Origin of the sequence: Streptomyces sp. NBC_00038 (assembly GCF_026343635.1) — a bacterium.
Lineage (GTDB): Bacteria > Actinomycetota > Actinomycetes > Streptomycetales > Streptomycetaceae > Streptomyces.
Genome location: NZ_JAPELQ010000001.1, coordinates 5,773,585 through 5,799,214, shown reverse-complemented (window position 1 = coordinate 5,799,214; position 25,630 = coordinate 5,773,585). Strand labels below are relative to the sequence as shown.

The following is a 25,630-nucleotide window of genomic DNA, read 5'->3' as shown; positions in this document are numbered from 1 at the left end:
GGGAGCCCTCCCAACATCGTGGCCTGAGAAACCAGTTGGGGATGCAGGGCTCCTTCTGCGTGTGCGGGGAAGCCTATCGATGGCCACTGATCGGCCAGGCCGTCTATACCTCCAGCTAGCAGTAGCTGAAGAAGACCGCAGGTAGACGGCACGCTGGCCGCGATTGCATGAGATGCGCCACAGGTGCACTCGCACGGCTCGAAACCCTCTCACCGGTCCGAGGCAGTGGTGTCGGCGCCGCCAGCAGGCGTTCACAAGCTGCGAACCAGGGACCTCAAGGCCGTCCGATCGCACCGAGGGTTGCCTGACCTGCGGTCGTCAGCGGCGGGTGAAGTCGTACAGCTGGTCGGCCAGTCGCCGGTCGGGGCGGCGGACGATGATGCACGAGCCCGTCGCGTAGGTGGCCAGGCGGTCGACTTCCATCTCGAGGCCTCCGGTGGGAGGACTGGCGAGGCTGGAGCCGGTCCTGCGGACGTACATGGCGACGGCCTCCAGGGTGGCCAGGAAGGCGCTGTCGGGGGCCTCGGAGTCCAGGACGTCGTCGGTGACCTCGTGGAGCCAGTGCCGCGCTTCTCGCGTCTCACCGAGCGCCAGGTGGTGCAGGTGCAGGCAGTACGCGGCGGCACGGTGCCCGGCCCCGGCTGCGAGCTGCCACCAGAACTGCGCGCTCTCTCGGTGGTCGGTCAGATAGAGCAGGCAGGCGAAGACGAGGGCGCCGTCGACGTCCAGGTGGTCCTCGGTCGCAGGAGTGTCCGGCTCCTGCGCGAGTCGGTCGACGTGGTCGGCCGCGCTGGGCTTGTTGAGGATCCAGCGGCACACCACAGACAGCCGCTGGGCGGCCTGGGTGGCGCGCAGCATGTCCGGGTTCGGGATGGCCGCGGCGGCGTCCGAGGCGAGACGGCGCAGGGCTGCGCCAACGTCGAACCCGTCGCGGCCGGAGGTGGGTACCCGGGCGCCTGCCAGGAGTTCGTCGACGGTGGTCACTGCGCCGCCCCTTTCTTGTTCTTGCTCGGTGCGGCCGGCAGCCGCAGGTGCACGCGGAGCCGCTCGCGGCCCTTGCGGCCGTGGTAGTCGACGGTGCGTGAGTCCAGGCCCATGTAGCGGGCGATCTGCTTGGTCCGGTAGCCCAGCAGATAGCGCAGGACGATGACGGTGAACTGGCGGGTGGGCAGTTCGAGGATCGCCTCGTACAGGCCGTTGGAGCTGGTGGTGATCTCCAGCTGGTTGCGGACCGCCTGGAGGTTGTGGGCGATCGGCCCGTTGATGACGAACGCTGGCGGGCGGCCGTCTTCCTGCAGCCGGCCGGTGACGCAGCGGTGCAGGACCGCGAGCGTCTGCTGTTCGAGATCACCCTGCTGCAGCAGTCCGTCCCAGCCTCCGAGTATCTCCAGGAACACCTCGTGCACGACGTGCTCAGCGGCCCGGCGAGTGCCGAGGTGGATCTCCGCGAAGTCGTGGAAGAACTCCTGATGCCCCAGGTAGAAGGCCTCGTAGTCCAGGGGAAGATCAGGGGGCTCCTGGACGGGCTGGCCGTGGCCGCCGTCCTGGGGCGATACATCGGTGTCGACGTCCCCGTTGCTCACGCATCCTCCATGCGGGCGAGCACCGGGCCTCCTCATTGAGGCCGGTGGTGTCCAGCGCGGGGCAACTGTCCCCGGCAAGAACCCAGTTGGGCTCTCAGCACCACCCTGTCGATTTTCCGGGCCCGAAACTCATGCACCCCTCGAAAAACATCACTCAACGATCACCGGGACGAACGCAACGTGAGTGCGATGTGGGGTCATGTGTTCGTCACACACACTGCGAGCTGCGGCAACCGGGCTCTGCCCAACGGTTCACCGTTCAAGAATTGTCTGTCTCGTGGCACACGTCACACTCTGCACGCTTCTGTACAGACGTCCAGCGACGCGCTTCTGTCACCGCCGACCGTCCGTGCGCAGAACCGATCCACCGTCACCCCTGCGGGTGACCCAGCAACGGCAGGCTGATCCGGGCCCGCTTATGAGACTGACCGCGCCGACTGGAAGGCCGCCGCGACGGCCCGATCCACTCTTCACGGGGCCGAGCAGAGGATGGACAGACCAACAGTTCGACAGCAGTCGACCGGGAGACAGCTGGGCGTACCGTTGAGGTAGGGCCCGCGCGAGCCATGGCGGTTTGGCGCCTGGTACCTGTCGCGCTCCTCTTCGCGGGCGATGCGGGGTCTCCCGATAGCTTCGCCCGCGTGCACTGAAGGGCTCAGCAGTGCCGAGTGCGTGAGTGGAGTCAAATCATGGCAACCAAGAAGACGACGCCTGGGCGTCAACGGCGGCTCTCGCCACAAGAGGCCGATCGCGAAGTCCGTGACGCGATCAAGAAAATACTCGCCGAGGGCGGAGTTCCAGAGCGAATGTCCTACGCCATGTCGCTGCCACAGCCAGCACCTCGCGGTCCTGTCGCGCCTCTGCCAACTGGGCCTGGACATCAGACCGCGCAGGACATGGGTAAGGTTTTTGGCGACCTGCCAGGGGGTGACGCGTACACGCCCCAGCAGGGCTTCCGTCCCCCTCCTGGGGTGCATGTCAGCATTTGAGGGGGTCAGCCGATGCCGCACCCGACCGCGGCGAACAGCTGAGCGGCGCGGTGACGGTCCGCCTTTTTGCTGGGCTCAAGCAGACCCCCTGCCCCGGGATGAGCCAGTCTTTATGCGGCCGCCTTCTACTTCGCGGGCGGCTTATTGGCCGTGACCTTCTTCGTCGGCTTGGACATCTTGTGGACGGCGGCATGCTGGCCGGTCCCCGGCGCCAACGGCGGAACAAGCAGGGGAATTTGACCGTTCACCTATATGTGGCTGCGGAGGGGACAGTGTGCCCGGGCCTCACCTATAGCCCATGGGGACGATCGTCCGGCTGAAGCCCCATGGAGCCTTCCGCCGCGAGGCGACCGCCCTCCGCAGACCACCACGCACCGCCCTGGCTGGTCTCCCCCGTCCAGCCGGGGCTCTTCGCTGTCTGCGCCGGGAGTTACACGGCGGGCTCGTACGTCACGGACTCGAGCGGGCAGCCGAGGGCCAGGCCCCGCAGGGCGGATAGTTCGGCGTCGTCCGCGGCCAGGCCCCAGCGCAGTTTCGTGCCGACCCACTCCGCGGCGTACCGGCAGCGCACCGAGTCGTCGGCGGCGGAGGGCGGCATCCACTGCGCCGGGTCCTTGTCCGCCTTCGCCCGGTTGGAACGCGCCGTGACAGCGACCAGCGAAGTCAACGCCCTCTGGTCGTTCGCATACGCCTCGCGGCGCTGCGGCGTCCAGGCGGAGGCACCGCTGTCCCAGGCCTCCGCGAGCGGCACCATGTGGTCGATATCGAGACCGGACGCCGACGTGACCGACGTCGCGTCGTAGTACGACCACCAGCGGCCGCCGGACAGCAGGCAGCTGGCGCCGATCTCCGGCGCCTCGACAGCCTCCGAAATCAGCACCTCCGCACGGGTATTACAGCCGTCGGAGGGATTCGCGCCGGTGTTCCAGTGCTTGAAGGACGTGCGCTCGTACCCCTCCCTCGACTCGATGCCCAGGGGCAGACGGTCGACTGCGGCAGCGAGAGGGACAATCTCCGCCGCATGAGCAGGCGGGGCGGCGGCGAGGGGAAGGACGACCAGGGCGGCGGCCGCGAGGCCCCGCAGAGCAGTCTTGATCATGTGCTGTTGATAGCTGCTGACGGGTGGTGAGATATGACGGCTTACGGGCCGGTCACCCGACCGAGCGGAACAGTCATACCGGAGAAACGAACCTCCTCTGCGTGCAGCCATACGGCGGTCTGACCTCACACGGCTCACGGGGGAGTCGGCGGCTCGGGGCGGACATTCTCAGGCCTGGGGTGGAACGACATGACGCCGTATTCGCGGCCGAAGCGGTTGGCCTCCGCGGCGGAGCCCGTCATCCGGTGCAGCCAGAACCCGTAAGCCACCGACTCGATCTGCTCCTGTGTCAGGTACAGCCGCCACCGCTTGATCCCGTGATCACACAAGGCGGTCCGGGCCTCCTCGGCCAGCCCGTCGGCGGGCGGTACCCGGAGCTGGCCCGTGAGCTGGACGAAATGGCGCAGCGCAGTCATCTGCGACGGAATGAGTTCGACCAGCCGCCGGTCCGAGTCCGTCCCGCCGGGCGACGGCGCGGGCTGGAGACGGGGCTGGGCGTAGGCGAGGGTGTCGTGGCCGTAGAGGGTCAGGCGGGCTGCCCATCGCACCGCCCGGCCCTCCCGCGCCGACAGTTCCGCGCGGTCCTCCCGTCCGGCCAGCTCCACCAGGCCGTGCTTCTCAAGTGCGGTGACGTTCTCCCGCTGCGTGGGGAGGACCTCCGTGTCCAGCACCCAGCCGTGCCCGGCCGCCTGCCCCCGCTCACCCAGCGCTTCCAGGACGGACAGCGTCTTCTCCCAGGTCCTCATCCACTCCCCCGCGGTATCCCCGTCGCCTGTACGCGTACGCGCTGCCGACCGTAGACGCCGACACCCGCTCGTACAGCGCGAAGACGGGGAAGGCCAGCCCACCAGGGGAACACCACCGACCAGACGATCGCGATGTATGTGGCCGTGAGGAGTTCGCAGATGAGGAGGAAGAACAGCCCAGTTCAGGAGACCGGGAGCTGTCCCAACAACCGGCCCCGGTCGGCTTGTGCCGCCGCCACGGCCGCCAGTTCACCAGGGTCGGTGAAGCAGGGGCCATTCCAGGTGGCCGGGGCGGCAATTGCTTGTACCCGCACTTCGGTCCCGAACCGCTTCGCGGCCTCGTACAGGTGCTGCAGAACCTCGAGCGCCCGGGCATCGAGCGCGCCGATGCGCGCCCACCAGGTCTGCGAGGCGGTGTCGAACTGGGCGACGGAGCGAAGCAGTTGCCGCTGCGCTTCGAAGGCGGCAGGGTCTGCGGGCGCCGCGGCGGCGGTGACCTCCAGCAGCCACCGCACGGTGTTGAGGCGAGGGTTCGACGTCATACAGCGGACCGTATCGCCGGGCACTGACAACGGGTCTCCGCCGCCGGAGCGGGGCATGCTGATGACGCGGGCCTGCTCCAAGCGGACCTTCGGCGCCCATGCGTACGTCACCAGCACGTTATGAACACCTTGGGGTAAGACGTACACCAAGCTCGCCGTCTGGGCCTGCGGTTCACGGTCGCGGTCGCCAGGCTCCGGGAGCGGTGGGCGGCCCTCCCCGAGCTGGCCGGGCACGTCACCGCCGTCGCCTTCGCCCCGGGCTCCGGGCAGCTCACCGTGTGCCCGGAGTCGGCGGTCGCCGTGCGGCCGGCTCAATCCCGCTGGGACCAGCTCTTGAATGGTGGTCGCAGGGCTGGTCCACTCCTCTCAGCAAGCCCCCGTCCGGGTGTCCGGGCGGGGGCGTTGTCGTGCTCCGGTCCTGTCCCCTTGTCTTCAACTCGCTTGCAGACAAGGGGACAGGCTCCGGAGCCAACCTGCTGATCCGCCAGCGTCGGCTTGTCCGTCCGGGTGGACGACCTTTTCTGACCAGGAGGACTCGTGCAGAACGACCGCAGCACCATTGCTCTCGCGCTGATCGGCGCTGTGCTCGCCGGGCTGATCGCCGTGGCGTACCCGTCGCTGATACCGGCGATGACGATCGTTCTCGCCGCGTTCGTCGTCCTGGTCGCCTTCCTGAAGCTATGAGGGCGGCGCGGGAGGCGGCAAGGCCATCCCGCAAGGCCCTCGCCGACATCGCGGCCTCGAGGACCCCGTGGCCCGGGACAAGGCCGCCCGCGCGCTGCAGACAGCGCTGGCAGAGGCGATCGCCGAACCCCTCACCCGGACCAAGGCGGTGCGGCAGCAGGCCGTGCTCGAACTCCGCCTGGCCCTCACCCTGGCCAAGGTCGCCGAGCGGCTCGGGCTGTCCGTCCCGCGCGTCGACCAGCTCGCCAAGGGCAAGTAGCGCAACGATCCCTGCCGCGCGCGAAGCCGCCTCAGCCCTTGGGAGGCACTCCAGGGCGGCGGGGATCACGGTGCTCACCGGCGGATGAGGCTGCCTTGACCTGCCGGTCGATTGACGCGCGATGATGGTGATGGACCAGAGGACGACTGCAGAGTCCGGACCGAGGAGCTGCGCGTTGACAGGGGAACGGCTCAGGCAAGTAGGTCGTGAAATCAAAGCGGCGGCAGCAGTAGTCATCCTCGTGGCCGCCAGTGTCGTCTCCGCCGCCGCCTCGCTCGCCGGGCTCACGACCTCGGTGTCCGTCGCTGCGACAGTGGCCGCCGTCCTCAGCGGCTACCAAGTCATCTGGTGTCAGCTGATCCCTCCGCTGCGAGCAAAATCGGCCGAGAACAGCGTGCAGCCGGTCGCCGCCGGCGGGGACGGTCCGTGGAAAGCCGGAACGGCGTTCCAGATCGGGCCCGGAAGGTGGATTACAGCAGCGCGCATCGTTGCTGATGCCGCTGAGGTCGTTGTCCGGATTCAGGCCGACCATGTTCCGGCACAGGTCATCTACCAGGACGGGAATGTCGCGGTCCTGTCGACAAGCGCGGCGTGGCCGTGGACGGCACGCACTTCGCTTTCTACTCCCGATTCCGGAACCCAAGTGAAGATCATCGGATGCGCCGTCAGAGGCGAGGATCCCTACCGGGGATATGCCGTTTCTCGCTACGATCCGCTTCGTATCCGTGTCAGCCTCTACCAGACCGTGCTCGGCACAAGCGAGACCGACTTCTTCGTAGATGGCGACGTACAACCGGGACTCTCGGGTGCGCCGGTGCTCGACGTCCAGAGCGGCAAGGTGATCGGTGTGGTCCATGCAAACTCAAGCGTGGGCGATGAGCCCCTGCTGATCACAGTCGTGAGGCCGATCTCGTCCATTCCTACCGAGTACCTCTAACGTGACGGTCGGCCGCCCACACCGACCTCGCTCACTTCGTCGGCGGAGGCTTGTGTTGTCGGCTGTACTCCTTGGCCAGCTCGACTCGTGTGCGGTGCGGACCGGCCGGGCTCTCGCAGGGCGAGTTGTAGCCCACTCCGCAGTCCGGGCAGGTGAGATCATACACGCGCCACGGCCGCGGAGTCGCCGTCTGCCGGGCTTTCCGCTCATCCACGATCGGCTGCAACCGCTCATCGTGGGGGAACTGGCGCACCTTGCCGGCGCGGGTCCCCTCGGCAAGGACACAGTCCTTGCCGAGGCCTGCGTGACAGTGCGGACACGTCCTCTGGATCCAGTGTCGGCGTGCCACCTGCTTGTGCAGCGGACTCGGCGGCAACGGCGCACCATCGTCGAAGCGCTTCTTCCAGAGGGCGACTTCTCGTGTCTGCCCGGCAGTCAGACGGTCCTCCGCCGCGGCCGCCGCGCGAAGGAGTTCCTCCACACGAGAGCGGGTTTCGTGTGAGTAGGCGTCGTAGCGGCGCAGGATTCTGAGCAGACCACGCACCCGGCCGACCGTCTCTGTCGCCGCTCGCTCGGCAGACGCGGCCTCCTCCATCGCCTTCCGCGTGGGGTGGTCAAGGCTGTTGAAGTAGCCGGTCGCTCTGGCGACGATGCCGTCCTCTGCCTCCGTGCGATCGTGTGAGGCGATCGCGTTGACACGGACCAGGAGTCTGCGCATCTGTCCGGCCCTCTGGTCGGTCACTGCCTGGTCCAGGCGGGCGAACAGCCTGCGGCGGACCTCGTTTACGAAGGTGAACCCCTCGGCCCGGACGAGTACGTGATCTCCAGCGACGAGAAGACCTCGGTCCAGGCCCGCTGCCGATGTCACCCGACCCTCGCTCCAGGCCGGGCCAGGGCGATGCGCGTCAACCACGAGTATGGCCGCGGCGGCGCCGTGGCCTACCTGGCCGCCTACGACGTCCACCGGGCGAAAGTCTTCGGCCGCTGCGAGGCCACCATCGGCATCACGCCGTTCATGGCCCTGGTCGAACAGGTCATGACCACCGAGCCCTACGCCAGCGCCAGACGTGTCTTCTGGATCGTCGACAACGGCTCATCTCACCGCGGGACGAAGGCAATTGACCGTCTGGCCAAGGCGTTTCCGAACGCGGTCATGGTCCACACCCCCGTCCACGCCTCATGGACAAACCAGATCGAGATCTTCTTCTCGATCGTGCAGCGCAAGGTCATATCGCCCAACGACTTCACAGACCTGACCCAGGTCCGGAACCGGCTCCGAGCATTCGAAGACCGCTACAACGCCACGGCACAGCCGTTCCAGTGGAGGTTTACCACCTCCGACCTGGACGATCTGCTGGCCAGACTCGATCGGCACACCACCGATCACCAGGAAGAATCCTCCGTCGCGCTCGCAGCTTGATCAACCCCCGAAGGACTTCCGGAGCCGACCACTAAGTCGAAGTCAGGTCGGCAGTGTTGGTAGTGCATAACGTCGCACAGCTTCCGCAGGCAGCCACGTGACCCCATGCTCAGAAGGTGGCACTGACATACCGGCGGAGGCGCAAGTCTCCGCGCGGCCGGTACACCCCCGACATGTGGCCCTTCTGGCGCGTCGCCCCGCTGCTTCTCGCCGTTGTCGGCGCGCTCAGCTTCGGGCTCTATCACGGCGTCTATGCCCTGCTCTCGGACGCGGCCGCCAGCCAGAGGCCAAGCAAGCCGGTCAACATCAATGACGTCATCAAGACCAGCGTCACCGTCCTGACCCTGACCGGTGCCGTCCTCGCCGGTCTCTACGCCTACCGGAAGCAGCTCCTTGCCGAGGGCGACGCGCACCGCGCCGACGCCAGCCAGTTGGCCGACCGCTACACCACAGCTGCAGGACAGGTCGGCCATGACGAAGCGGCCGTGCGCCTAGCCGGCGTCTATGCCCTTGCCCGCCTCGCAGATGACTGGGAAGAACAACGGCAGGTCTGCATCGACGTCCTCTGCGCCTACCTGCGCATGCCCTACGAGCTCGACCCTTCAGCCCCCGGCCACATGAAGGGCGAACGCGAAGTCCGGCAGACCATCATCCGCGTCATCCGCGACCACCTCCGACAGCCAGGCACCCCCACCGCCTGGTGCGAGTGCGACTTTGATTTCACCGGCGCGACCTTTGACGGTGGAGACTTCTCACGAAGCCACTTCCGAGGCACAACCGACTTCAGCGGCGCAACGTTCAGCAACGGCACAGTCAGCTTCCGCGAGGCAACGTTCAGGAGCGGCAGCACGTATGTATCCATTGACTTCCACGGCGCGACGTTCAGCGGCGCCAGGGTCAGCTTTTACCACGCGATGTTCAGCGGCCTGGTCGAATTCGGCGACGTGATGGTCAGCGGCGGCACGGTCAACTTCGACGACGCGCGGTTCGACGGCGGCACGGTCAGCTTCGAGGGCGCGACGCTCAGCGGCGGCACGGTCAGCTTCTCCGGCCTGCCCCCCTCCCGCATGACGTTCGAGGGCACCATGGTCGACTTCAGCGGCGCGACGTTCAACGGCGGCACGGTCGACTTCGACGGGGCAACGTTCTACGACCCGGCGGAAGGCGTGCTTCCCCTGGTTAGCTTCGACGGCGCGACGTTCAGCAGCGGCAACCTCCAATTCGGCCGCGCAACGTTCAACGCATCGTTCAACATCGCTTCCGTGACCTTCGCCCTCGCGAAGTTCAACGGCGCCGCGGTCACGTTCTACAGCACAACCTTCAACGGCGGCACGGTCAGCTTCGGGGCCGCTATGTTCAACGGCGGCATGGTCAGCTTCGACGGCGCGACGTTCAGCAGGACCACGTTCGACTTCGGCGGAGCAAGGTTCAACGGAACCGCATTTGAGTGGGGCACTCTTCCAATCCCGACGGGCGCTGGCTGAGTAGGTGTTGTTGAAGCCATTGGTGGCCCAGCTGACCGGCTCCGCGTGACAGCGTGTGAGTGGAAAAGGCAGCGGACGTAACGGGGTTCAAATCGATTGCGGAGGCAGTCGATGGCCCGGCATTGTTCGGGGCATCGTCCTGCTGAGGAGGCACTTCCGTGGCTGTCGTTCCCGTGCATCGTCTGGCTCTCCTCGGGGGTGGCTTCTCCATGGACGACGATGGCCTGTTGGACGACTGGGTGCTTGGTCACGCACGCGCTTCTCGGCCCAAGGTGTGCTTTGTCCCCACGGCCAGCGGTGATGCCCCCGCCTACCTCGACCATTTTCTCTCTGCGTTCCAGTCACGCGCCTGTGAGCCCAGTGTCTTGCCACTGTTCCGGAGGGAGCTCGATGACGCCGCGTTGCGCAGGTTTCTGCTCTCTCAAGACGTCGTGTATGTAGGGGGCGGTAACACCGCGAACTTGCTGGCAGTCTGGCGTGCGCATGGCGTGGACCGGCTGCTGTGCGAGGCCTACGATCGCGGCGCGTTGCTGTGCGGTATCAGCGCTGGCGCGAACTGCTGGGCCGAAGGTTCGCATACCGACTCCTTCGGGCCGCTGACGTTTCTGCCGGACGGGCTGGGCCTGCTGTCCGGCTCGGTCTGCCCGCATTACGACAGTGAACCGGGCCGCCGCTCCTCCTACCAAGCAGCCGTAGCCACCGGCGCGCTCCCCGCGGGGTGGGCGCTGGAGGACGGCGTCGGTGCCCTCTTCACGGACGGCCTCCTGACGGAAACGGTGACCCGCACGCCGCGGGCCCACCTGTATCAGGTCGAGCCCGATGGGGAGAACGGAGCCACGGAGCGAGCCCTGCCGTGCCGCTTGCTTCCTGATGCAAGGTGATCCTCCTCAGCGCCTTCCAGCAGGCTGCGGAAAGTCGAGGGGGCGGGTAACCGGGTCCGCCGAGTAAGGCCGCCGTCAGCGGGCAGTCGGTCGCTTTTTCGTCCACTGGCTGGTGCGGGGGCTTTTGCGGGTCAGGCACCGGGTCATCATGGTGATGAGCGCCCAGTTCAGGTGTGCCTCGGAGTGCTGAGTAGGTGTTTTTCAACCGCGGGCTGCCCAGGTCCGTCAGCATGCCGCCGATACGATCATGGCCATGACGGCTTTGGAACCGACGATCCTCGCGACCTCCGGCGGACATCGAGTCGGAGGACGAACCAGGGTGATGTTTGATGCTCTGGTGCATCATGCGGTCGACCTCTCCGGCGTGCATGGTCGGCGCCCGCGCATCATGTACGTCGGCACCGCCATCGGGGATGCCGAGCACTTCACGACCCGCATGACCGAGGCTGCGCGGATAGCGGGATTCGACCTGACGCCTCTGCACCTGTTCCCCATGCCCAACCTTGAAGACGTCGAGGGCTCGATCCTCGACCACGATGTGGCCTGGGTCATGGGAGGCTCGGTGGTCAACTTGCTCGCGGTGTGGAGAGCACATGGCCTGGACCGCATCATGCACCGTGCCTGGCAGGCCGGTGTCGTGCTCAGCGGAGTCAGTGCGGGCTCCCTCTGCTGGTTCCAGGGAGGTGCGACCGACTCGTTCGGGCCGGAACTGCGCCCAGTCACGGACGCACTCGGTTTCCTGCCGTATGGCAACGGCGTGCACTACGACTCGGATGAGGGTCGACGCCCGTTGACTCACCAGCTCGTGGCGGACGGCACCATACCTACTGCTCACTGCACAGACGATGGAGTCGGCCTGGTGTACCGCGGAACGGAATTGGTGGAAGCCGTGACGGAAACTCCCGGTAAGGGCGCCTACATCGTCAAAAGCGGCGGAGCCAGGGCGGTGGAGGAGCGCATCGAACCTCGCAGGCTGACCGCATCCTGGCGATGACCAAGTCTTTCACTTCGCGAGGCGAGACGATTCACGTTGAAATCGTCCCAGCTCAGCGGGTCGCCGACGGCTTCTTGGTCCACTGGCTGGTCCGCGGCCCTTTTCGGGTCAGACGTCGGGTCATCACGGTGATGAGTGCCCAGTTCAGGTGTGCTTCGGAGTGCTGGGGCAGCCGTTCGTAATCGCGTGCGTTGCGGCGGGCGCCGGACTTACGGGCCCTGGCGGCGCTTGGCACGCTCGACCTGCCGCAGCAGCAGATCGGCGAACTGAATGATCTCGGCTGCCTCGATCGGGTCGTCGAAGTCGACGGTGCGATGGCTGGACGGGTTCTTGAACGCGCCCATGGCGCCGGCGAACAGCGCGGACGCTGCCTCCTGCTCCCCGCCCTCGGCTCCCGCGTCGGCGAGCGGTCCGGGCTTGCCGCTCCTGTGCGGCTGGAACGCCGCACGCATCAGCGCCACGCCGACCAGGGAGTTCTCGAGTCCGGACGCGTCTCGCACCGCGACCTCGACCGCCTTCATCGCGGCGAAGCACGCCGTCTCGTAGTCGCCCAGGTGGAAATTGGTGCGCACCGTGCCTTCGAGCGCCGGGTGTAGCGGGCCGGACAACCGCTCGCGGGCCTCGAACCTCGTGATGCCCTGCGGGTCCTTCGCCAACTCCATGCCGTCGCGCGAGAGCTGGCGGAAGGCTTCGGTCTGGCTGGGCACCCGGGAGAGCAGTGCATGCGCCTCCAGCCAGCACCAGGCGTCGGACAGCCCGTTCACGAGTACGGCCGTGTCCGGCTCTTCCTGGAACGCCTGGCGTGCCGAACCCATCGTTCCGACGTACTGCAGATAGTCGGTCCCGCTGGCGAGGTGCTGCAGAAGAAGGAGCGCGACATCCCGGGTGGGCAACTGCCGGATCTGTTCCGCCGGAACCGGCGGTACGAACGTGTACCTCATGGGCGCACGCTACGGCGCGATACCGGCAACCGGCGCCTCCTTTTTCTTCTCTCGAAGTACGGCTCACGCCGTGGTCCGCAGCGGAGCAGGCTGCTGGGCGCGCTGTTCGCTGGGCGCCCGGTTCAGCCGATCACTGACCGGGCGAAGGCGACGGTGCCGGCGAAGGCACCCCCAGCAGCCAGTACCGCAACAGCCCATGTGTTTCCTGCCAGCACGGTCAGCACGCCGGCGACCACAGCGACCTGCGTACCCAGCATCAAGATGACCGCAGCACGCACGGTCATCAGCGGCTCCTGCGACCGGTCGGCCGGCGTGCTCACGGAAGCTCCCGGCGGTTGTTCTCGCGCCTGCGCCACTCGTTGCCGGAGCGGATCAGCTTGCGTCGGGCCCGCTCTCCTTGCGCCTTATCCTGCTGCACCAGATCTGATGCCTTGGGCCACGGCATGGGGTGGTTCTCCGACCAGGCACGGACCAGGGCCTGTTCCTGCTCGTTGAGCTGGCCGGCCACGTACCGCACGGGGGCGGTCTCGAACTGCTGGGCCCAGGGAACGAGGCGCGAGATCACCAGATCCTCCGGCCCGGGCACGGTGTCCCGCTGCTCCCAACCGTCCGGGATGTAGCCGATCGAGGCACCGCGGATCTGGTGATCGCGCTCGGAGTCGCGGCCCTGGCGGGCGTACCGGATCAGGACCCTGCGCACCGACTGGTCGTCGGCGAGGTCGGCTTCCTGCTCCCAGGCCCGCTCGAACATCGCCACAGCCAGGGCCTGGCAGTGGTCCTCCAGCACCGGCCACAGGCGCAGGCAGCGGCGCAGGAACTCCTTCATCGGCTCCTTGTCGCCCTCCATGTACGCGTCGAAGGCGTAGCGGGCCTCGGCAAGGACGGACGGCTTCAGCCGCTTCGCCCAGTCGGCGACAGACCGGACTCCGGCGAAGAGGTCGGCCACGTGGCCGCCGATGAGGTCGGCCAGCGGTGCCAGGGTCCCGGCCATCTTCGCCAGGCTGGGAAGCGACGGGATCAGATGCGGAAGGCCTTCCAGCACCGGGACCAGGCCGACGTGCGACTGACGAACGAATTCACCGACACTGACCAGCGGCTGGAAGGTGACCGCGATCGACGACAGGTAGGCGGCCGATCCCAGCACACCCGCACAGCTGACGATCTGCGGTTCGACCACCGACAAGAGCGCCCTGGCCGGGCTGAGTCTGTCCAACAGCCCCGGCGTGTTCAGCACGGACGTCTGCAGTACCGAGCCCCATGTCTGGGACAGCGAAGAGACCTGCGGCTTCACTCCGGCGAATGCCGACAGCGTGGCACGGTGGGTGCCCAGCCCGTGCAGCAGCGACTGGCCAACCATCTCTCCGATGTCGGGAAGTCTCGGGATCAGCAGATTGAGGCCGGCGATGGCCGGGGCCAAACCGACGTTCGCCCGCTCGGTGAACTCGCTGAGCACCGTGCTGAGACCAACCAGCGGCTGGAGGGAGTCGCTGAGGCCCGACCACACGGATGCCGCGTCCATCAGGTCCGCCAGGCTCCCGGAGTCCAGGACGTCATCGTCAAGTGGTGGGAAGACATCGTCGTCCAGGTCGAGTCCGTCGACCGGTTCATCGAGAGCCGCACACTCGCGCCCGCCCCGTCCTTCCGCTGAGGGGACGAGCGGTGACTCCGCTCCTTCGGACCGTTCTGCGGCAGGCCGCTGAGCGGCTTCCTCCGGTGCCGAGTCCGGCGTTGAAACCGCAGGCATCTCGGGCCTCCTCTTTTGCTCGGGTAAGTCTGTTCACCTACCTGCCGCGGGAGAGGGCTGATCCGGCACTAAATTTGCCGACAGTTGCCGTGATGCGCATCACACCTCGGCGCGCAGCCCCGAAGGCTGGGCGTCGGTCGCCCCCGACCGGCGGCCCGGCGGTGAACTGGTGCCGCCCGTCCAGGTCGCGGTGAACTTCGCCTTCACCCCGATCGAGCCGCAGAAGCTCGCCTGGCGCCGGAGGCTGGACCGCATCTGGAGCGCCGGCTGGGCTTTCAGCTGAAGGAACGTCGCGCCGACTTCCGTGCCGAGCAGCTCGCGGTGTACTGCCAGGATTGGTCGTGAGCGAGTCGGTCACCAGGCTGTTGAGCCTTGTCCTCCCCATGGCGACAATCGTGTCCGGGTCGCCCGTCACGCCGATCACCCGGTCGCTGGCTGGAGCCGGCCTCGTGTGCGCGGGGCGAGCAGTGTGTCGACGGCGAGCGCGGCCGCGGGGTCGGAGCCGGGCAGCCGGTTGACGGCGGCCCCCTCGTCCTCGTTCAGCGAGTCCAACAGGCCAGTGCGCGTCAAGGTCCGCAGCAGGACGTCGGGGGCGAGGGCGGCGCGGCGGGCGGCTTCGGCCGGGACAACTCAAAGTCACGTCGGCGGCGGCAGTCGGGTTCACTCTGTAACGCTTTTCGCGCCTCGAGCCAAGAACAGGTGAAGTGCCTTTGAAGGACTCCGGGGAACCTCAGACGAGGAGGACCGGGAAGCCTGCGATGAGAAGGAGACCGCCAGTGGATGGCGCGGAACGGTTACGGGGTGGGCCCGCCGCGGCGGTACGCGACCCGCAGCTTTTCGAGGAGTTCTATCGGCGCCATGTGGATGCGGTGATGCGTTTCGTGGCCCGGCGTGTCGACGATCCGCACACCGCGGCTGACCTGACGGCCGAGATCTTCCTCGCCGTTCTCGACTCGGCCCACTCCTACCAGCCGCGCCTCGGCAGCGAGACTGCCTGGCTGTACGGCATCGCGCGCAACGTCGTGTCGTCGGAGCGCCGCCGGGTCGCCCGGGAAGCCGAACGCGATCTGCGCATCTCCGGGCGGCGGTTGCTGGAGGCCGACGACATCGTCCGACTTGAGGACAAGCTCGACGCGGAGAGCCCGGGGCGGCGCGTCCTTGCCGCGCTGGCGAGGCTCCCTGAGGGCGAGCGCGCCGTCATGGAACTGATCGCGGTGGACCAACTCACCGTCACGGAGGCGGCCGCTGCGTTGGGCATCCGCCAGGTCACGGCCCGGGTCCGACTGCACCGGGCGCGCAAGGCGCTGCGGGCGGAGACGGATCCCACGGGAGTGGAGACGCCGGACGCATCACTGGTGTACGTCAAAAGGGGAGCGGCATGAGCACGAGGACGACGTTCGAAGACCGACTGCTGGATGGCCTGAAGAGCGAGATCGAGCTGCGCGGGACCGGTACGGCTGAGGTGGGAACGGGCAAGGCGAATGCCTCCGTGCGCCGTCTGTTCACTCCGCGCCGGCTCGCCGTCGCCGCGGCGGCCTGTGCGGTGGCCGGACTCGCCGTGGTGGTCGTGCCCGGATCGCCGACCGACTCGGTGGCGTACGCGGTGGAGCGCCACGACGACGGCAGTGTCACCCTCACCGTCAAGGACCAGAACATCGGCATCGACGCCCAGCGCGAACTTGCAAAGCAATTGCGTCCGAACGGCATCCAGGTGACCGTGAACGTCCTCGCTCCCGGCTACGTCTGCGAGGACGACCCAGTGGCCTGGGCGATCGACGAGCAGGGCGACCGCGTACCCATCCTCACCTTTCAGTGGAACCGGGAGATCATCCTGCACAGGGGCAACGTACTGGTCTTCGAGAACTTCGAGGGCAACGCCCAGCCGCACAAGGTCAACGCCTATGCGGTCAAGGGCGATATCAAGCCCTGCGTTCCGGTCAAGGCTGCCTTGCCGGACGATTAGCCGACGGATTCGCTGTAGCGAGTCGGCGCCTGATAGGCCGAAGCCCACGCGGCCGACAGCACGACCTGTGCCCGGATTAGGCACGTTCCCCTGTCCCTGTGCGTGAAGAGCAGCACCGCTTGTAGGCGAGTCTCGACACCGCTTGGCCGCGCCACTGGCCCGGGAGGTCGGTGAGCTCCAGCACTGCCCCGGTCGCCGTGGCCCAGCCGAGGCCGCTTTTTCCGCAGGCCGGTGAGTATTCGGTGCCTCGCCGCGTCGGTTTGGGCAAGTGGTGTCAGAACTCGTCCGACGCAGTTCCCGCCGCGGGCGGGGTGATGTCGGCCGTCGTCGACATCTGCTGGCGAGTTCCGTCGGCCAAGCCACTCCCTCGTTCAAGATCACCCCCCTGCCATTTTGATGTGGGCCCGTCATGTCCCGATGCAAGGATGAGTATGGAATCCCAGCTTCCCACCCCTCCGCCGCTGGAGCGGTTACCCTCCTCACCGCCACGACTACCCGCATCCGGTGCAGCAGCCGGTCCATCGCGATTGGGCTGGCTGGACGCGTTGCGCGGCATTGCGGCACTCGTCGTGGTCTTCGAGCACTCGTCGTACGCCTTCATGGCGGAGTTTCGGCGGGAGTTGATGCCGGAGTTCAACACGAGCCGGTACGGCATCATGGTGTTTTTCCTGGTGAGCGGTTACATCATCCCCGCATCGCTTGAGCGCCGGGGCTGCATCCGGACCTTCTGGATCGGACGGGTATTCCGTGTGTACCCACTGTGCGTGGCTGCGGTCACCGCACTCCTGGTCCTCAACCTGGTGGGCATCGCGGAGATTCGCGCTGACTTCGGTCGGCAGAGCGCTGCCGCGGTGGCCGTCGCCCATGTCACATTGCTCCAAGAGCTGCTGGGGACACCCAGTCTCCTTATCGTCCTGTGGACGCTCTCGTATGAGATGGCCTTCTATCTGCTGGTCGTTGCTCTTTTCACGGTTCGCCTGCACCAGCGGTCGGCGGCGGTCGCCGTCTCCCTGTCCGTGCTCGCCGTCGTGAGCGCGGCGGCAGGGGTCATGCTGCCGGCCTCCGCCCTCTCTGACACGGTCGGCACCGGCCCACTCATCGCGCTCGCCTCGATCGCGATGGTGGTTGCCATCTTCTGTGCGAGTGCCGGGTCACCCGCGCTGCGCGTCTTCGGGGGCGTGCTGGGCGGGGTGCTGGCGCTCGTGCTGGTCGCTTTCAATGGCACGGTTTCCATGTGGGAGGGGCTGGTGATCCTGGCCGTGATGTTTCTCGGCACCGCCGTCTACCGGGCCGAGAACGGTCAGAGCACCTGGTTGTGCGCGGCCTGCACAGCCGTCGTGGTGGTTGCCTGTGCCGTGGGGAGTGCGTACGGGCACGACGACGGGGGCTATTTCACACGGCGCGGCTGGATCGTGGCATTCCTCCTGGCCGTGCTCACTTTCGGTGTCGGACTGGCGTTTCGCCGCCGACGGATACCGCGCTGGCTGACCGGCCTGGGAACGATCAGCTACTCGGTCTACCTGCTGCATCCGGTGCTGCTGGCGGTGACCGACGGCACGATCGGCCGCTCACGGCGGGACAATCTCGCGCTCGAAGTGGCTTTCTTCGCCGTGCTGCTGCCGCTGTGCGTGCTGGCCTACCGTTACATCGAAGCGCCGAGCCAGACATACGGCCGGAAGCTGGCACGCCGCGTTCAGTCGCCGTGACGAGCATCGCCGCACACGAGCCAAATCCTGCCTGGAGCAAGCCGAAACGCCCCGGACCAATCAAGGTCCGGGGCGTCGTGACGGCAGATACTGCGGGTTGAAACCTGCTGGCTCGCCCTCGGATCCGGACCGTGCCCTACAGGGGGTGCGGGCCAGGACCCCCGATGACCGCTAGGTCACTGGTTGAACAATCCCCAGCCCTGGTTAGGCGCCCCGCCCTCGCAGGCGAATTGAGCAGCCACCGCGCCGTTCGCGGTACTCCCGCCCGAAATACCCAGGCACAGGCCGCTCTTGCGGTTCCTCAGTTTGAAGGTGTTGGCGGGATACGCAGAGTCGACAGCGAGCACCCAGTCCTGATTGGTGCCGGAGGATCCATCCGCCTGGATGGCCACCGCGCCAGCCTCGGTGCTGGCGCCGTCGATACCGAGGTTTCTGCCTGAGGCGTCGTTCTCGAAGCTGTAGTAGTCGCCGTCCGGGACAAGTATCCAGTGCTGCGCTAACACGGCCTGGTTCCCGGTCTGCTGGACGATCGTGGCGCCGTTGGCGGTGCTACCGCCAGCGGGCTGCAGGAACTTCCCGGACTTGTAGTTCCCAAGCCCGTAGCCGGCTGCGGCCGCGGTCCGAAGGGTCGACAACGGCACGGGCGCCCACTCACTGTCCTGTGATGACTGAGCGTGAGCGACCGCTGGACTGGCCACTGCCATCAATGCTCCGGCCAGAACGGCTGCGACGGCACTCCTGATTTGGGTTGTACGCATGTTGCCTCTCCTCACGTTTGGTGCGCTCGCTGTTACCAGGAGTACTCAACCAGGCGGACCGGAGGGTCCGCTAGATCACTTGAACACTTAGACCGGAAGGGCTCACTTGACGGGTGCATGCCCGGCATGTGGCGGACACCTAGAGATCTTTTCCGAGGGCATTCCAGCAGGTCAGCGAACTCTGTGGGTTCCCTGTGACATGCCTTCAAAATATGCCGCATACATAGTGGCTTGATCCATGTCCGAGGCACCCTGGCGCACACACGCTGTGAAGACGAGCCCGGAGCATGGGTGGCGCAGCCAGAAGCGTGCAAGCGTGGCTGGTCAAGGCGCGCGGTCGGCACGGACATGACGGTGCAGGCCGAGAAGGGCTTAAGTGAGCGTTTGGTTCTCCGATGTCTGTTTCATTTGGCTTAGCTGTCGCGCCAGTTGGGGGTGGTTTCGTGGGTGAGGCGGCGGGTCATGAGGTTGATGGCGGCTAGTTGGATCATGGCGGCTGAGCGGTGCGGGTGGGTTTCGTAGTCGCGGGCGAGGCGGCGGTGGTGCATGAGCCAGCCGAGGGTGCGTTCGATGACCCAGCGGCGGGGTTGGACGTGGAAGCCGCGGGTGGCGGGGTCGCGTTGGACGATTTCCAGGTCGATGCCGAGGTGGGCGGCGTGTTCGATGGCTTTGGTCTTGTAGCCGTTGTCGGCCCAGGCTTTGGTGATGGTGGGGTGGCGTGCGGCGACGCCTGTGAGGAGTTGGGTGCCGGCGGCGGAGTCGTGCACGCTGGCGGCGGTGACGGTGACGGCGAGCAGGAGTCCGAGCGTGTCGGTGACGATGTGCCGTTTGCGGCCGATGATCTTCTTGGCTGGGTCGATGCCTTGGCTGGTCATGGGGACGGTGGCGGAGGTTTTGATGCTCTGGCTGTCGATCAGGCAGGCGCTGGGCTCGCTGGTGCGGCCTTCGGCCTGGCGGACTTTGCCGCGGAGCAGTCCGGTCAGCTGGTCGAAGATGCCGTCGGCTTCCCAGTGAGCGAAGTAGCCGTAGACGCTCTGATGGGGCGGGAAGTCGTGGGGCAGGTAGCGCCAGGGGATGCCGGTGCGGTCGACGTAGAGGATGGCGTTCATCAGCGTGCGCAGATCGTGGGTGGGTTTGCGGATGCCGTTGCGGTGCTGACGCCAGGCTTCGAGGGTGGGGCGGATGAGATCCCAGCGGGCGTCGGACAGGTCGCTGGGGTAGGGCCGTGAGGGCTGCATGATGCCTGGGTATGTGGCGGCGGCCGGCCTGGGCAGGGCGTGTGCGGGGGTGTTCGGGGCGCCGGGGCATGAGTTCGCAATCCAGCGTGAACCGGTGGGTTTCCAAATGAGACGGGAGCTTCAATGAGGAACCCGGCGCATTGTCGGCTGCTTCATTGCTGCATAAGCCGTTTTCCTCGCGGATCGCCAAACCGGCGCCTCGGATCGGCGGCTCAAAATCGTGATGGACTACCGGATAAGCTAACCAAACGCTCACTAAGACGTCGTTTCTTTTGGTGGTTCTCGGGTCGAGCTGTGCAGGGATACTGCTGTGGTGCTGTTGACGTGGATCGCTGAGGTGGCGGACGAGCCTCTGGTGCTGGAGCCGACGGACCGGCGGGTGGAGTGGGAGACCAACACTTGGTCGCTGGGTGCGGTGGACGAGGACAGGAGTTCGTTGTCCGTCGCCGAGGTGGTGGCTGCCTTCGAGCGGACTGCCGCTGCCATCCGGCAACGCATTCGCGATCTGGGCTTCTCCGGGGTGGCGACGTTCTACGTGTGGCACGACGAACAGACAGGGCAACTCCGGTGCTCGACCGGTTCTGTGCCCCTGGATGCGTTGCCGTTCAGCAGTACCTATGTTGCTTCGGACGACCTCGGTCCGGTCGTCGAGGGATTTCTGGCCGACAGCGAGCCAGGCTTCATCGCCTGGTCGGACCTGGACAACGCGCAGAGCCTCTCGGAGCAGACGGAGACCGAGCCGGAGATCACGCCCTTCAGTGTCTGGGTCAGCAGCGTCGGAGCCTCACGCTGATTGGTCCTGTCCGTCCACCTGGACGAGTCTGCGGTGGCAGATGAGGGCTGCGGCTATGCCGGCGAAGGCAAGGAAATGTTCTGCCTTGCGTTCGTAGCGGCGGTGGAGTCGGCGGCACCCGGCGAGCCAGGACACGGTCCTCTCAACGACCCATCGGTGGCGGCCGAGCCGCTGTGAGGACGCGATTCCCTTGCGGGCGACGCGGTGGCAGATGCCGCGTCTGCGGAGCCATCGGCGCAGGTGATCATAGTCGTGGCCCTTGTCGGCGTGCAGCTTCGCCGGGCGGCGACGACGGGGTCCGCGGGGAGAACGAATGGGTGGGATGCCACGCACGAGCGGCTGAAGGCCCTGGCTATCGTGCATGTTGGCAGCCGAGATGCCCCGCGACAGCGGGAGTCCGTTCCGGTCCGTGATCAGGTGGATCTTCGATCCCAACTTGCCGCGATCGGTCGGATTCGGTCCGGTCAGTGGCCCCTTTTTGCAGCCCGGAGGCTGAGGGAGTCGATCGCGCACCGCGACCAGTCGAGCTCGCCGCACGCGCCGAGTTCGTCGAGGACGACGCGGTGGAGCCTTGCCCAGACACGCACCCGACTCCACTGAGCGAACCGTCGGTAGACCGTCTGCCAGCTCGGACCGAACACCGATGGGAGTTGCCGCCAGGTGCAGCCCGAGGTGGCCACGAAGACGATCGCGGCCAGGGTCTCGCGGTCACCGGCCCGCCGCCGACCCCCGCCCTGTGGACGTATCACCTCCGTTGGCGGCACCACCCGCCGAAACAGCGCCCACAACTCGTCCGGCACCAGCCGCTCAACCAGATCCGTCATGCACGGTTCAACGAACGATCACGCCATAAGAAACGATGCCTAAGTCGCGCTGGAAGGGAAGCTTCCTCGCCCCGAACAGCATGTGGCGGCACTGCCGCACCCTGAAACGGAAGGGCAGGAAACGGTTCGGCCGAACCGTTTCCTGCCATATGCCTTACATGCCTGTATCGCTGATCGGTCATCTAACCTGCGCAAAGTGCAAGGAACCCTAGATAACCCGGGAGGGTGGCGACACGGACCAAGCTGCGTCCTCACTGAGTGTTTGGTCCGGTGAGCTGAGACAGGAATACATCAGTCACGCTCGGTGATCGCACTGAAATCTTCCGTGCGCTACTGAAATCTCTACTGAAATGAATCTTGCGCTACTGAAATCTTCACAGCCACCCGACAGCAGCCGCCCTCATGGCCGGTGTTCAGCGCGGCCAGCAAGGACACGACCTCCGGCCCGCGCACCTCGCCGACGACCAGCCGGTCCGGTCTCATTCGCAGGGCCTGCCGGACCAGGTCCTGGAGCGCGACGAGCCCGACGCCCTCCTGGTTGGCGGGCCGCCCCTCCAGGCGCACCACATGGGGATGGTCGGGCCGCAGCTCCGCCGAGTCCTCGGCGAGAACGATCCGCTCACCGGGACCGACAAGCCCCAGCAGCGCACTCAGCAAGGTCGTCTTGCCCGTCCCGGTCCCACCGCTGACCAGGAACGACAACCGCGCGTCCATCAGTGCTCGCAACACCCGGTCCCCGCCGGGTGGCACCGTGCCCGCCGCCATCAACTCGTCGAGCGTGAAGGCGCGTGGCCGTACGACCCGGAGGGACAGGCAGGTCGAGCCGACGGCCACCGGTGGCAGTACCGCGTGGAGGCGGGTGCCGTCCGGAAGCCGGGCGTCGACCCACGGCCGGGCGTCATCCAGCCTTCGCCCGGCGACGGCCGCGAGGCGCTGTGCGAGACGTCGTACCGCCGCCGCGTCCGCGAAGGAGACGGCCGTCAGCTCCAGGCCTCCGCCCCGGTCCACCCACACGCGGTCCGGCGCCGATACCAGTACGTCGGTGACCGTCGGATCGGCGAGCAACGGTTCCAGTGGACCGCTGCCGACCAGTTCGGAGCGCAACTGCTCGGCCGCACCAAGGACTTCGGCATCCCCCAGCACGCGGCCCTGTTCGCGCAGGGCCTGTGCCACGCGCGCGGGGGTGGGCTCGGAGCCGCTCTCCGCGAGCCACTGCCGTACGTCGTCCAGCAGCCCCGTACGCCCGCCGAGACCCGCGCCGCAGTCCATCCCCGTGACGGCGTCCCAGCTCATACGCCCCCGCCTTCCACCGGAACCCGCGCCCAGAAGGCCGAGCAGAACCGGGCGAGTGGCCCTCGCGGCGATGCCCCAGGTGGCACGCCACCGTCCAACAGCGGGGGTTCGACCGGCACTTCACCCACCAGCGGCAGCCCGAGCAGCCGGGCCACCTCGCGGTCGTCGAGGCCAGGGGCGTACGGTCCGCGCACCGCCACCCGGAGATCGCGCAGGACCATGCCGACCGAGGAGGCCACACGTCCGGCCGCCGCGATGGCGCGCAGGTCGGCGGGGACCACCAGCACCCCGAGGTCGAGCTGGGCGAGGGCCTCGGCGACGCCTTCGTCGATGCGACGTGGCAGGTCGACGACCACCGCACCGCCACGCCTTCTGGCGGCGGCCAGGACCGCCCGTACAGCCTGCGGCGGAATGGCGACGGAGTCGCCGCGATCCCAGCTCAGGACCCGCAGCGCGTGCAGTTCGGGCAGGGACTCCTCCAGTGCGCCACCGCCGACCCGGCCGCGCGAGGCCGCGAACGCGGGCCAGCGCAGGCCTTCGACCCCCTCTCCGCCCAGGAGTACATCGAGTCCGCCACCCAGCGGATCCGCGTCCACGAGCAGAGTGCGGCGCCCCTCGCGCGCCGAGGTGACGGCGAGCGCGCAGGCCAGCGTGGAAGCTCCGGCCCCGCCACGCCCGCCGAGGACGCCGACGGTGAGCGCGGGCCGGCCGACTCCTTCAGCCACGTCGGCGATGCGGTCGACCAGCCATTGCTCGCCATCGGGCAGCATCAGTACGTGGTCGGCGCCGATCTCGACAGCCCGCCGCCAGACTTCGGAATCGTCCTGATCCCGGCCGACCAGAACCACTCCGCGCCTGCGCGCGGCACCCCGCACCCGCCGTGCGGCGTCGTCGCCGACCAGCACGAGAGGCGCGGCCTCCCACCTGCCTCTGTGCTCCGGCACCCCGTGGTGAACCTCCGGCCTGGCGCCCGCCGCCGCGCACAGGCGCAGCAGGTCGTCCAGTAGCTCGGCGTCCTCCGTGACGATCAACGGTCCGCCCTGCCGCCCCTCGGCGGCGGGCGGCCGGTCGTGTGTGATGACTCCCGCCACGATCTCCAGCCCCCTTCGCTGCTTCCTGCGCGGGGCCCTCTGCGGCCCCGCTGATTCACGCTCATGTGAAGAGCCGGCAACCGGCCTCCATATGAGCGGCCGATACGAACCGGCCAAACGCGCCCGACAAACGGAACCGGCCATGAACTTGCCGTGAGCGGAGCGCGCTGGAATCACGGTGCAGCGATCCCGGAAATCGTGTGGATCTTGGTCGATTTCTGTGGACAACTCAGGGCCTGTGAATATCGCCTTCACCCATACCGGTGACCGCTGGGCAACTCCCGCAGAGCAGCCCCACAGCTACACACAGTGACGGATCACGCACAGACAAAAGCGCGGCCTCAAGGGGGACAACAGGGTCCCGAGGCCGCGCAAGTGGGGGAAGAAAATGCATCCGGACATGCGACGACCCCCGCCGGGGGGGAGAGCGGGGGTCGTCCCCACGGTCCGACTCGGGGGGGAGGAGCCAGACCGGGTTAGCACGGTCGCGAACGATCCGTGACTTCCATGGTGTACCCGAGAGCCCTCTCAGGCAAACCCACGCGCCTCACCTTACGCCGAATGGTGGGCGCCTATGCTCGTGCTCGTGGAAAACCACTCCTTGCCTCGCACAGCAGCCTTCTTTGATCTGGACAAGACGGTCATTGCGAAGTCGAGCACGCTCACGTTCAGCAAGTCGTTCTACCAAGGCGGCCTGATCAACCGCAGGGCCGCCTTGCGGACCGCATATGCCCAGTTCGTATTCCTGGCGGGCGGCGCCGACCACGACCAGATGGAGCGGATGCGGAAGTACCTCTCCTCGATGTGCCGCGGCTGGAACGTCCAGCAGGTCAAGGAGATCGTCGCCGAGACGCTGCACGACCTGATCGACCCGATCATCTACGACGAGGCCGCATCCCTCATCGAGGAGCACCACATCGCCGGCCGCGACGTCGTGATCGTGTCCACGTCCGGTGCGGAGGTGGTCGAGCCGATCGGCGAACTCCTCGGCGCGGACCGCGTGGTGGCGACCCGCATGGTCGTGGGCGATGACGGCTGCTTCACCGGGGAGGTGGAGTACTACGCGTACGGGCCGACGAAGGCCGAGGCGGTCAGGGAACTGGCCGAGTCCGAGGGGTACGACCTCTCGCGCTGCTACGCCTACAGCGACTCGGCCACCGACCTGCCGATGCTGAAGTCCGTAGGCCATCCGCACGCGGTGAATCCGGACCGCGCGCTGCGGCGCGAGGCCCTGGCCCGCTCATGGCCGATTCTGGACTTCCACCGTCCGGTCCGGCTGAAGCAGCGACTGCCCACGCTGTCCGTACCGCCCCGTCCGGCGCTCGTCGCGGCGGCGGCGATAGGAGCGGCGGCGGCCACGGCGGGACTCGTCTGGTACGCGAGCCGGAGGCGCGCGACGGTGGCGTGATCGCGTCACGCATCACGTCACGCGTGCGCGGGCAGCACACTCACGCCCGTTTCAAACCCATTTGAACCTAAAAGTAAAGAACTGCAGCCAGGGGTTCCGCTTCCTCTGGACCAGGAGTACAAAGGGGTTAACGGCCCGCGAGACCAAGGACATCCGAGAGGATCACCTTTAAACGCAACCAAGGCCCCACGGACCGCGCATGAACATCGAGCACCCACGCGACGTCGACCCGTCGATTACGGGCCAGCCGCAC

At 67.2% G+C, this 25,630-nt stretch carries 27 protein-coding genes and 2 pseudogenes; 12 read left to right on the top strand and 17 right to left on the bottom strand.

The window, feature by feature from the left end; genetic code table 11:
• Nucleotides 1-318 precede the first annotated feature (318 nt).
• The 5 genes from OG219_RS26285 to OG219_RS26265 form a co-directional block, all read right to left on the bottom strand.
• Nucleotides 319-984, bottom strand: a complete 666-nt coding sequence (locus OG219_RS26285) for a hypothetical protein (protein ID WP_266830382.1) — start codon at nt 982-984, stop codon at nt 319-321.
• Complete coding sequence (locus OG219_RS26280; protein WP_266830380.1) at nt 981-1,583, bottom strand: sigma-70 family RNA polymerase sigma factor; 603 nt, start codon at nt 1,581-1,583, stop codon at nt 981-983. The genes OG219_RS26285 and OG219_RS26280 overlap by 4 nt, the downstream gene beginning before the upstream one ends.
• Nucleotides 1,584-3,002: 1,419 nt before the next feature.
• The gene (locus tag OG219_RS26275; RefSeq protein WP_266830378.1) at nt 3,003-3,671 is read right to left on the bottom strand and encodes an HNH endonuclease family protein; all 669 of its coding nucleotides are present in this window, start codon (nt 3,669-3,671) and stop codon (nt 3,003-3,005) included.
• A 134-nt stretch (nt 3,672-3,805) separates the two neighbouring features.
• Complete coding sequence (locus tag OG219_RS26270) at nt 3,806-4,417, bottom strand: DUF6417 family protein (protein WP_266830376.1); 612 nt, start codon at nt 4,415-4,417, stop codon at nt 3,806-3,808.
• 182 nt (nt 4,418-4,599) lie between these two features.
• Nucleotides 4,600-4,959 carry a hypothetical protein gene (locus OG219_RS26265; RefSeq protein WP_266830374.1) on the bottom strand — a complete coding sequence of 120 codons (360 nt, stop codon included), beginning with the start codon at nt 4,957-4,959 and terminating at the stop codon, nt 4,600-4,602.
• 537 nt (nt 4,960-5,496) lie between these two features.
• On the opposite strand from OG219_RS26265, the gene OG219_RS26260 reads away from it, so the two are divergent.
• The 3 genes from OG219_RS26260 to OG219_RS26250 all read left to right on the top strand — a co-directional run bounded on the left by OG219_RS26260 (nt 5,497) and on the right by OG219_RS26250 (nt 6,839).
• Complete coding sequence (locus OG219_RS26260) at nt 5,497-5,643, top strand: hypothetical protein (RefSeq protein ID WP_266830372.1); 147 nt, start codon at nt 5,497-5,499, stop codon at nt 5,641-5,643.
• A 67-nt stretch (nt 5,644-5,710) separates the two neighbouring features.
• Nucleotides 5,711-5,902 carry a hypothetical protein gene (locus OG219_RS26255; RefSeq protein WP_266830370.1) on the top strand — a complete coding sequence of 64 codons (192 nt, stop codon included), beginning with the start codon at nt 5,711-5,713 and terminating at the stop codon, nt 5,900-5,902.
• A 175-nt stretch (nt 5,903-6,077) separates the two neighbouring features.
• Nucleotides 6,078-6,839, top strand: coding sequence for a serine protease (locus OG219_RS26250; protein WP_266830368.1), 762 nt, complete (start codon nt 6,078-6,080; stop codon nt 6,837-6,839).
• A gap of 31 nt (nt 6,840-6,870) precedes the next feature.
• On the opposite strand, the gene OG219_RS26245 is transcribed toward OG219_RS26250, so the two are convergent.
• Nucleotides 6,871-7,707, bottom strand: a complete 837-nt coding sequence (locus OG219_RS26245; protein WP_266836435.1) for a hypothetical protein — start codon at nt 7,705-7,707, stop codon at nt 6,871-6,873.
• Here OG219_RS26245 and OG219_RS26240 point away from each other — a divergent pair.
• The 4 genes from OG219_RS26240 to OG219_RS26225 all read left to right on the top strand — a co-directional run bounded on the left by OG219_RS26240 (nt 7,657) and on the right by OG219_RS26225 (nt 11,618).
• Nucleotides 7,657-8,259, top strand: coding sequence for a transposase (locus tag OG219_RS26240; protein ID WP_266830366.1), 603 nt, complete (start codon nt 7,657-7,659; stop codon nt 8,257-8,259). The genes OG219_RS26245 and OG219_RS26240 overlap by 51 nt on opposite strands.
• 173 nt (nt 8,260-8,432) lie before the next feature.
• Nucleotides 8,433-9,743, top strand: a complete 1,311-nt coding sequence (locus OG219_RS26235; protein ID WP_266830364.1) for a pentapeptide repeat-containing protein — start codon at nt 8,433-8,435, stop codon at nt 9,741-9,743.
• Nucleotides 9,744-9,901: 158 nt separating this feature from the next.
• Nucleotides 9,902-10,624: a peptidase E gene (locus OG219_RS26230; protein WP_266830362.1), complete on the top strand. Its 723-nt coding sequence runs from the start codon at nt 9,902-9,904 to the stop codon at nt 10,622-10,624.
• A gap of 253 nt (nt 10,625-10,877) precedes the next feature.
• Nucleotides 10,878-11,618 carry a peptidase E gene (locus OG219_RS26225; protein WP_266830360.1) on the top strand — a complete coding sequence of 247 codons (741 nt, stop codon included), beginning with the start codon at nt 10,878-10,880 and terminating at the stop codon, nt 11,616-11,618.
• Between the two features lie 52 nt (nt 11,619-11,670).
• On the opposite strand, the pseudogene OG219_RS26220 reads toward OG219_RS26225, so the two are convergent.
• The 6 genes and pseudogenes from OG219_RS26220 to OG219_RS26195 all read right to left on the bottom strand — a co-directional run.
• Nucleotides 11,671-11,820, bottom strand: a pseudogene (locus tag OG219_RS26220) (IS5/IS1182 family transposase); the annotation flags it as partial.
• Nucleotides 11,821-11,827: 7 nt separating this feature from the next.
• Nucleotides 11,828-12,559: a TIGR02391 family protein gene (locus OG219_RS26215; protein ID WP_266830358.1), complete on the bottom strand. Its 732-nt coding sequence runs from the start codon at nt 12,557-12,559 to the stop codon at nt 11,828-11,830.
• 122 nt (nt 12,560-12,681) lie between these two features.
• Nucleotides 12,682-12,879: a GPR1/FUN34/YaaH family transporter gene (locus tag OG219_RS26210; RefSeq protein ID WP_266830336.1), complete on the bottom strand. Its 198-nt coding sequence runs from the start codon at nt 12,877-12,879 to the stop codon at nt 12,682-12,684.
• Complete coding sequence (locus OG219_RS26205) at nt 12,876-14,303, bottom strand: hypothetical protein (RefSeq protein WP_266830333.1); 1,428 nt, start codon at nt 14,301-14,303, stop codon at nt 12,876-12,878. Before OG219_RS26205 ends, OG219_RS26210 begins: the two co-directional genes overlap by 4 nt.
• 99 nt (nt 14,304-14,402) lie before the next feature.
• On the bottom strand, nt 14,403-14,558 hold the full coding sequence (locus OG219_RS26200) for a hypothetical protein (protein WP_266830331.1): 156 nt from the start codon (nt 14,556-14,558) through the stop codon (nt 14,403-14,405).
• Between the two features lie 165 nt (nt 14,559-14,723).
• On the bottom strand, nt 14,724-14,873 hold the full coding sequence (locus OG219_RS26195; protein WP_266830329.1) for a hypothetical protein: 150 nt from the start codon (nt 14,871-14,873) through the stop codon (nt 14,724-14,726).
• A gap of 206 nt (nt 14,874-15,079) precedes the next feature.
• Here OG219_RS26195 and OG219_RS26190 point away from each other — a divergent pair, with 206 nt between their 5' ends.
• From OG219_RS26190 to OG219_RS26180, 3 genes are all read left to right on the top strand, one after another.
• Complete coding sequence (locus OG219_RS26190) at nt 15,080-15,685, top strand: RNA polymerase sigma factor (RefSeq protein ID WP_266830327.1); 606 nt, start codon at nt 15,080-15,082, stop codon at nt 15,683-15,685.
• On the top strand, nt 15,682-16,266 hold the full coding sequence (locus OG219_RS26185; RefSeq protein WP_266830325.1) for a hypothetical protein: 585 nt from the start codon (nt 15,682-15,684) through the stop codon (nt 16,264-16,266). The genes OG219_RS26190 and OG219_RS26185 overlap by 4 nt, the downstream gene beginning before the upstream one ends.
• 527 nt (nt 16,267-16,793) lie before the next feature.
• Complete coding sequence (locus OG219_RS26180) at nt 16,794-17,972, top strand: acyltransferase (RefSeq protein WP_266830323.1); 1,179 nt, start codon at nt 16,794-16,796, stop codon at nt 17,970-17,972.
• A gap of 176 nt (nt 17,973-18,148) precedes the next feature.
• On the opposite strand, the gene OG219_RS26175 is transcribed toward OG219_RS26180, so the two are convergent.
• A complete protein-coding gene (locus OG219_RS26175) occupies nt 18,149-18,730 on the bottom strand; it encodes an RICIN domain-containing protein (RefSeq protein WP_266830320.1) in 582 nt (193 codons plus the stop codon).
• 413 nt (nt 18,731-19,143) lie between these two features.
• The gene (locus OG219_RS26170) at nt 19,144-19,968 is read right to left on the bottom strand and encodes an IS5 family transposase (RefSeq protein WP_266821668.1); all 825 of its coding nucleotides are present in this window, start codon (nt 19,966-19,968) and stop codon (nt 19,144-19,146) included.
• Between the two features lie 310 nt (nt 19,969-20,278).
• On the opposite strand from OG219_RS26170, the gene OG219_RS26165 reads away from it, so the two are divergent.
• Nucleotides 20,279-20,761 carry a hypothetical protein gene (locus OG219_RS26165; protein ID WP_266830318.1) on the top strand — a complete coding sequence of 161 codons (483 nt, stop codon included), beginning with the start codon at nt 20,279-20,281 and terminating at the stop codon, nt 20,759-20,761.
• On the opposite strand, the gene OG219_RS26160 is transcribed toward OG219_RS26165, so the two are convergent.
• From OG219_RS26160 to ssd, 3 genes and pseudogenes are all read right to left on the bottom strand, one after another.
• A protein-coding gene (locus OG219_RS26160) for an IS5 family transposase (RefSeq protein ID WP_266830316.1) occupies nt 20,753-21,585 on the bottom strand; the annotation gives its coding sequence in 2 pieces (ribosomal slippage) (nt 20,753-21,238 and nt 21,241-21,585; 831 coding nt in all). The genes OG219_RS26165 and OG219_RS26160 overlap by 9 nt on opposite strands.
• 390 nt (nt 21,586-21,975) lie before the next feature.
• Nucleotides 21,976-22,878: pseudogene (locus OG219_RS26155) on the bottom strand (TadA family conjugal transfer-associated ATPase); the annotation flags it as partial.
• Nucleotides 22,875-23,969, bottom strand: coding sequence for a septum site-determining protein Ssd (ssd, locus tag OG219_RS26150; RefSeq protein ID WP_266830313.1), 1,095 nt, complete (start codon nt 23,967-23,969; stop codon nt 22,875-22,877). The pseudogene OG219_RS26155 and the gene ssd, both read right to left, overlap by 4 nt.
• 574 nt (nt 23,970-24,543) lie before the next feature.
• Here ssd and OG219_RS26145 point away from each other — a divergent pair.
• Nucleotides 24,544-25,377: an HAD family phosphatase gene (locus OG219_RS26145; RefSeq protein WP_266830311.1), complete on the top strand. Its 834-nt coding sequence runs from the start codon at nt 24,544-24,546 to the stop codon at nt 25,375-25,377.
• Nucleotides 25,378-25,630 lie beyond the last annotated feature (253 nt).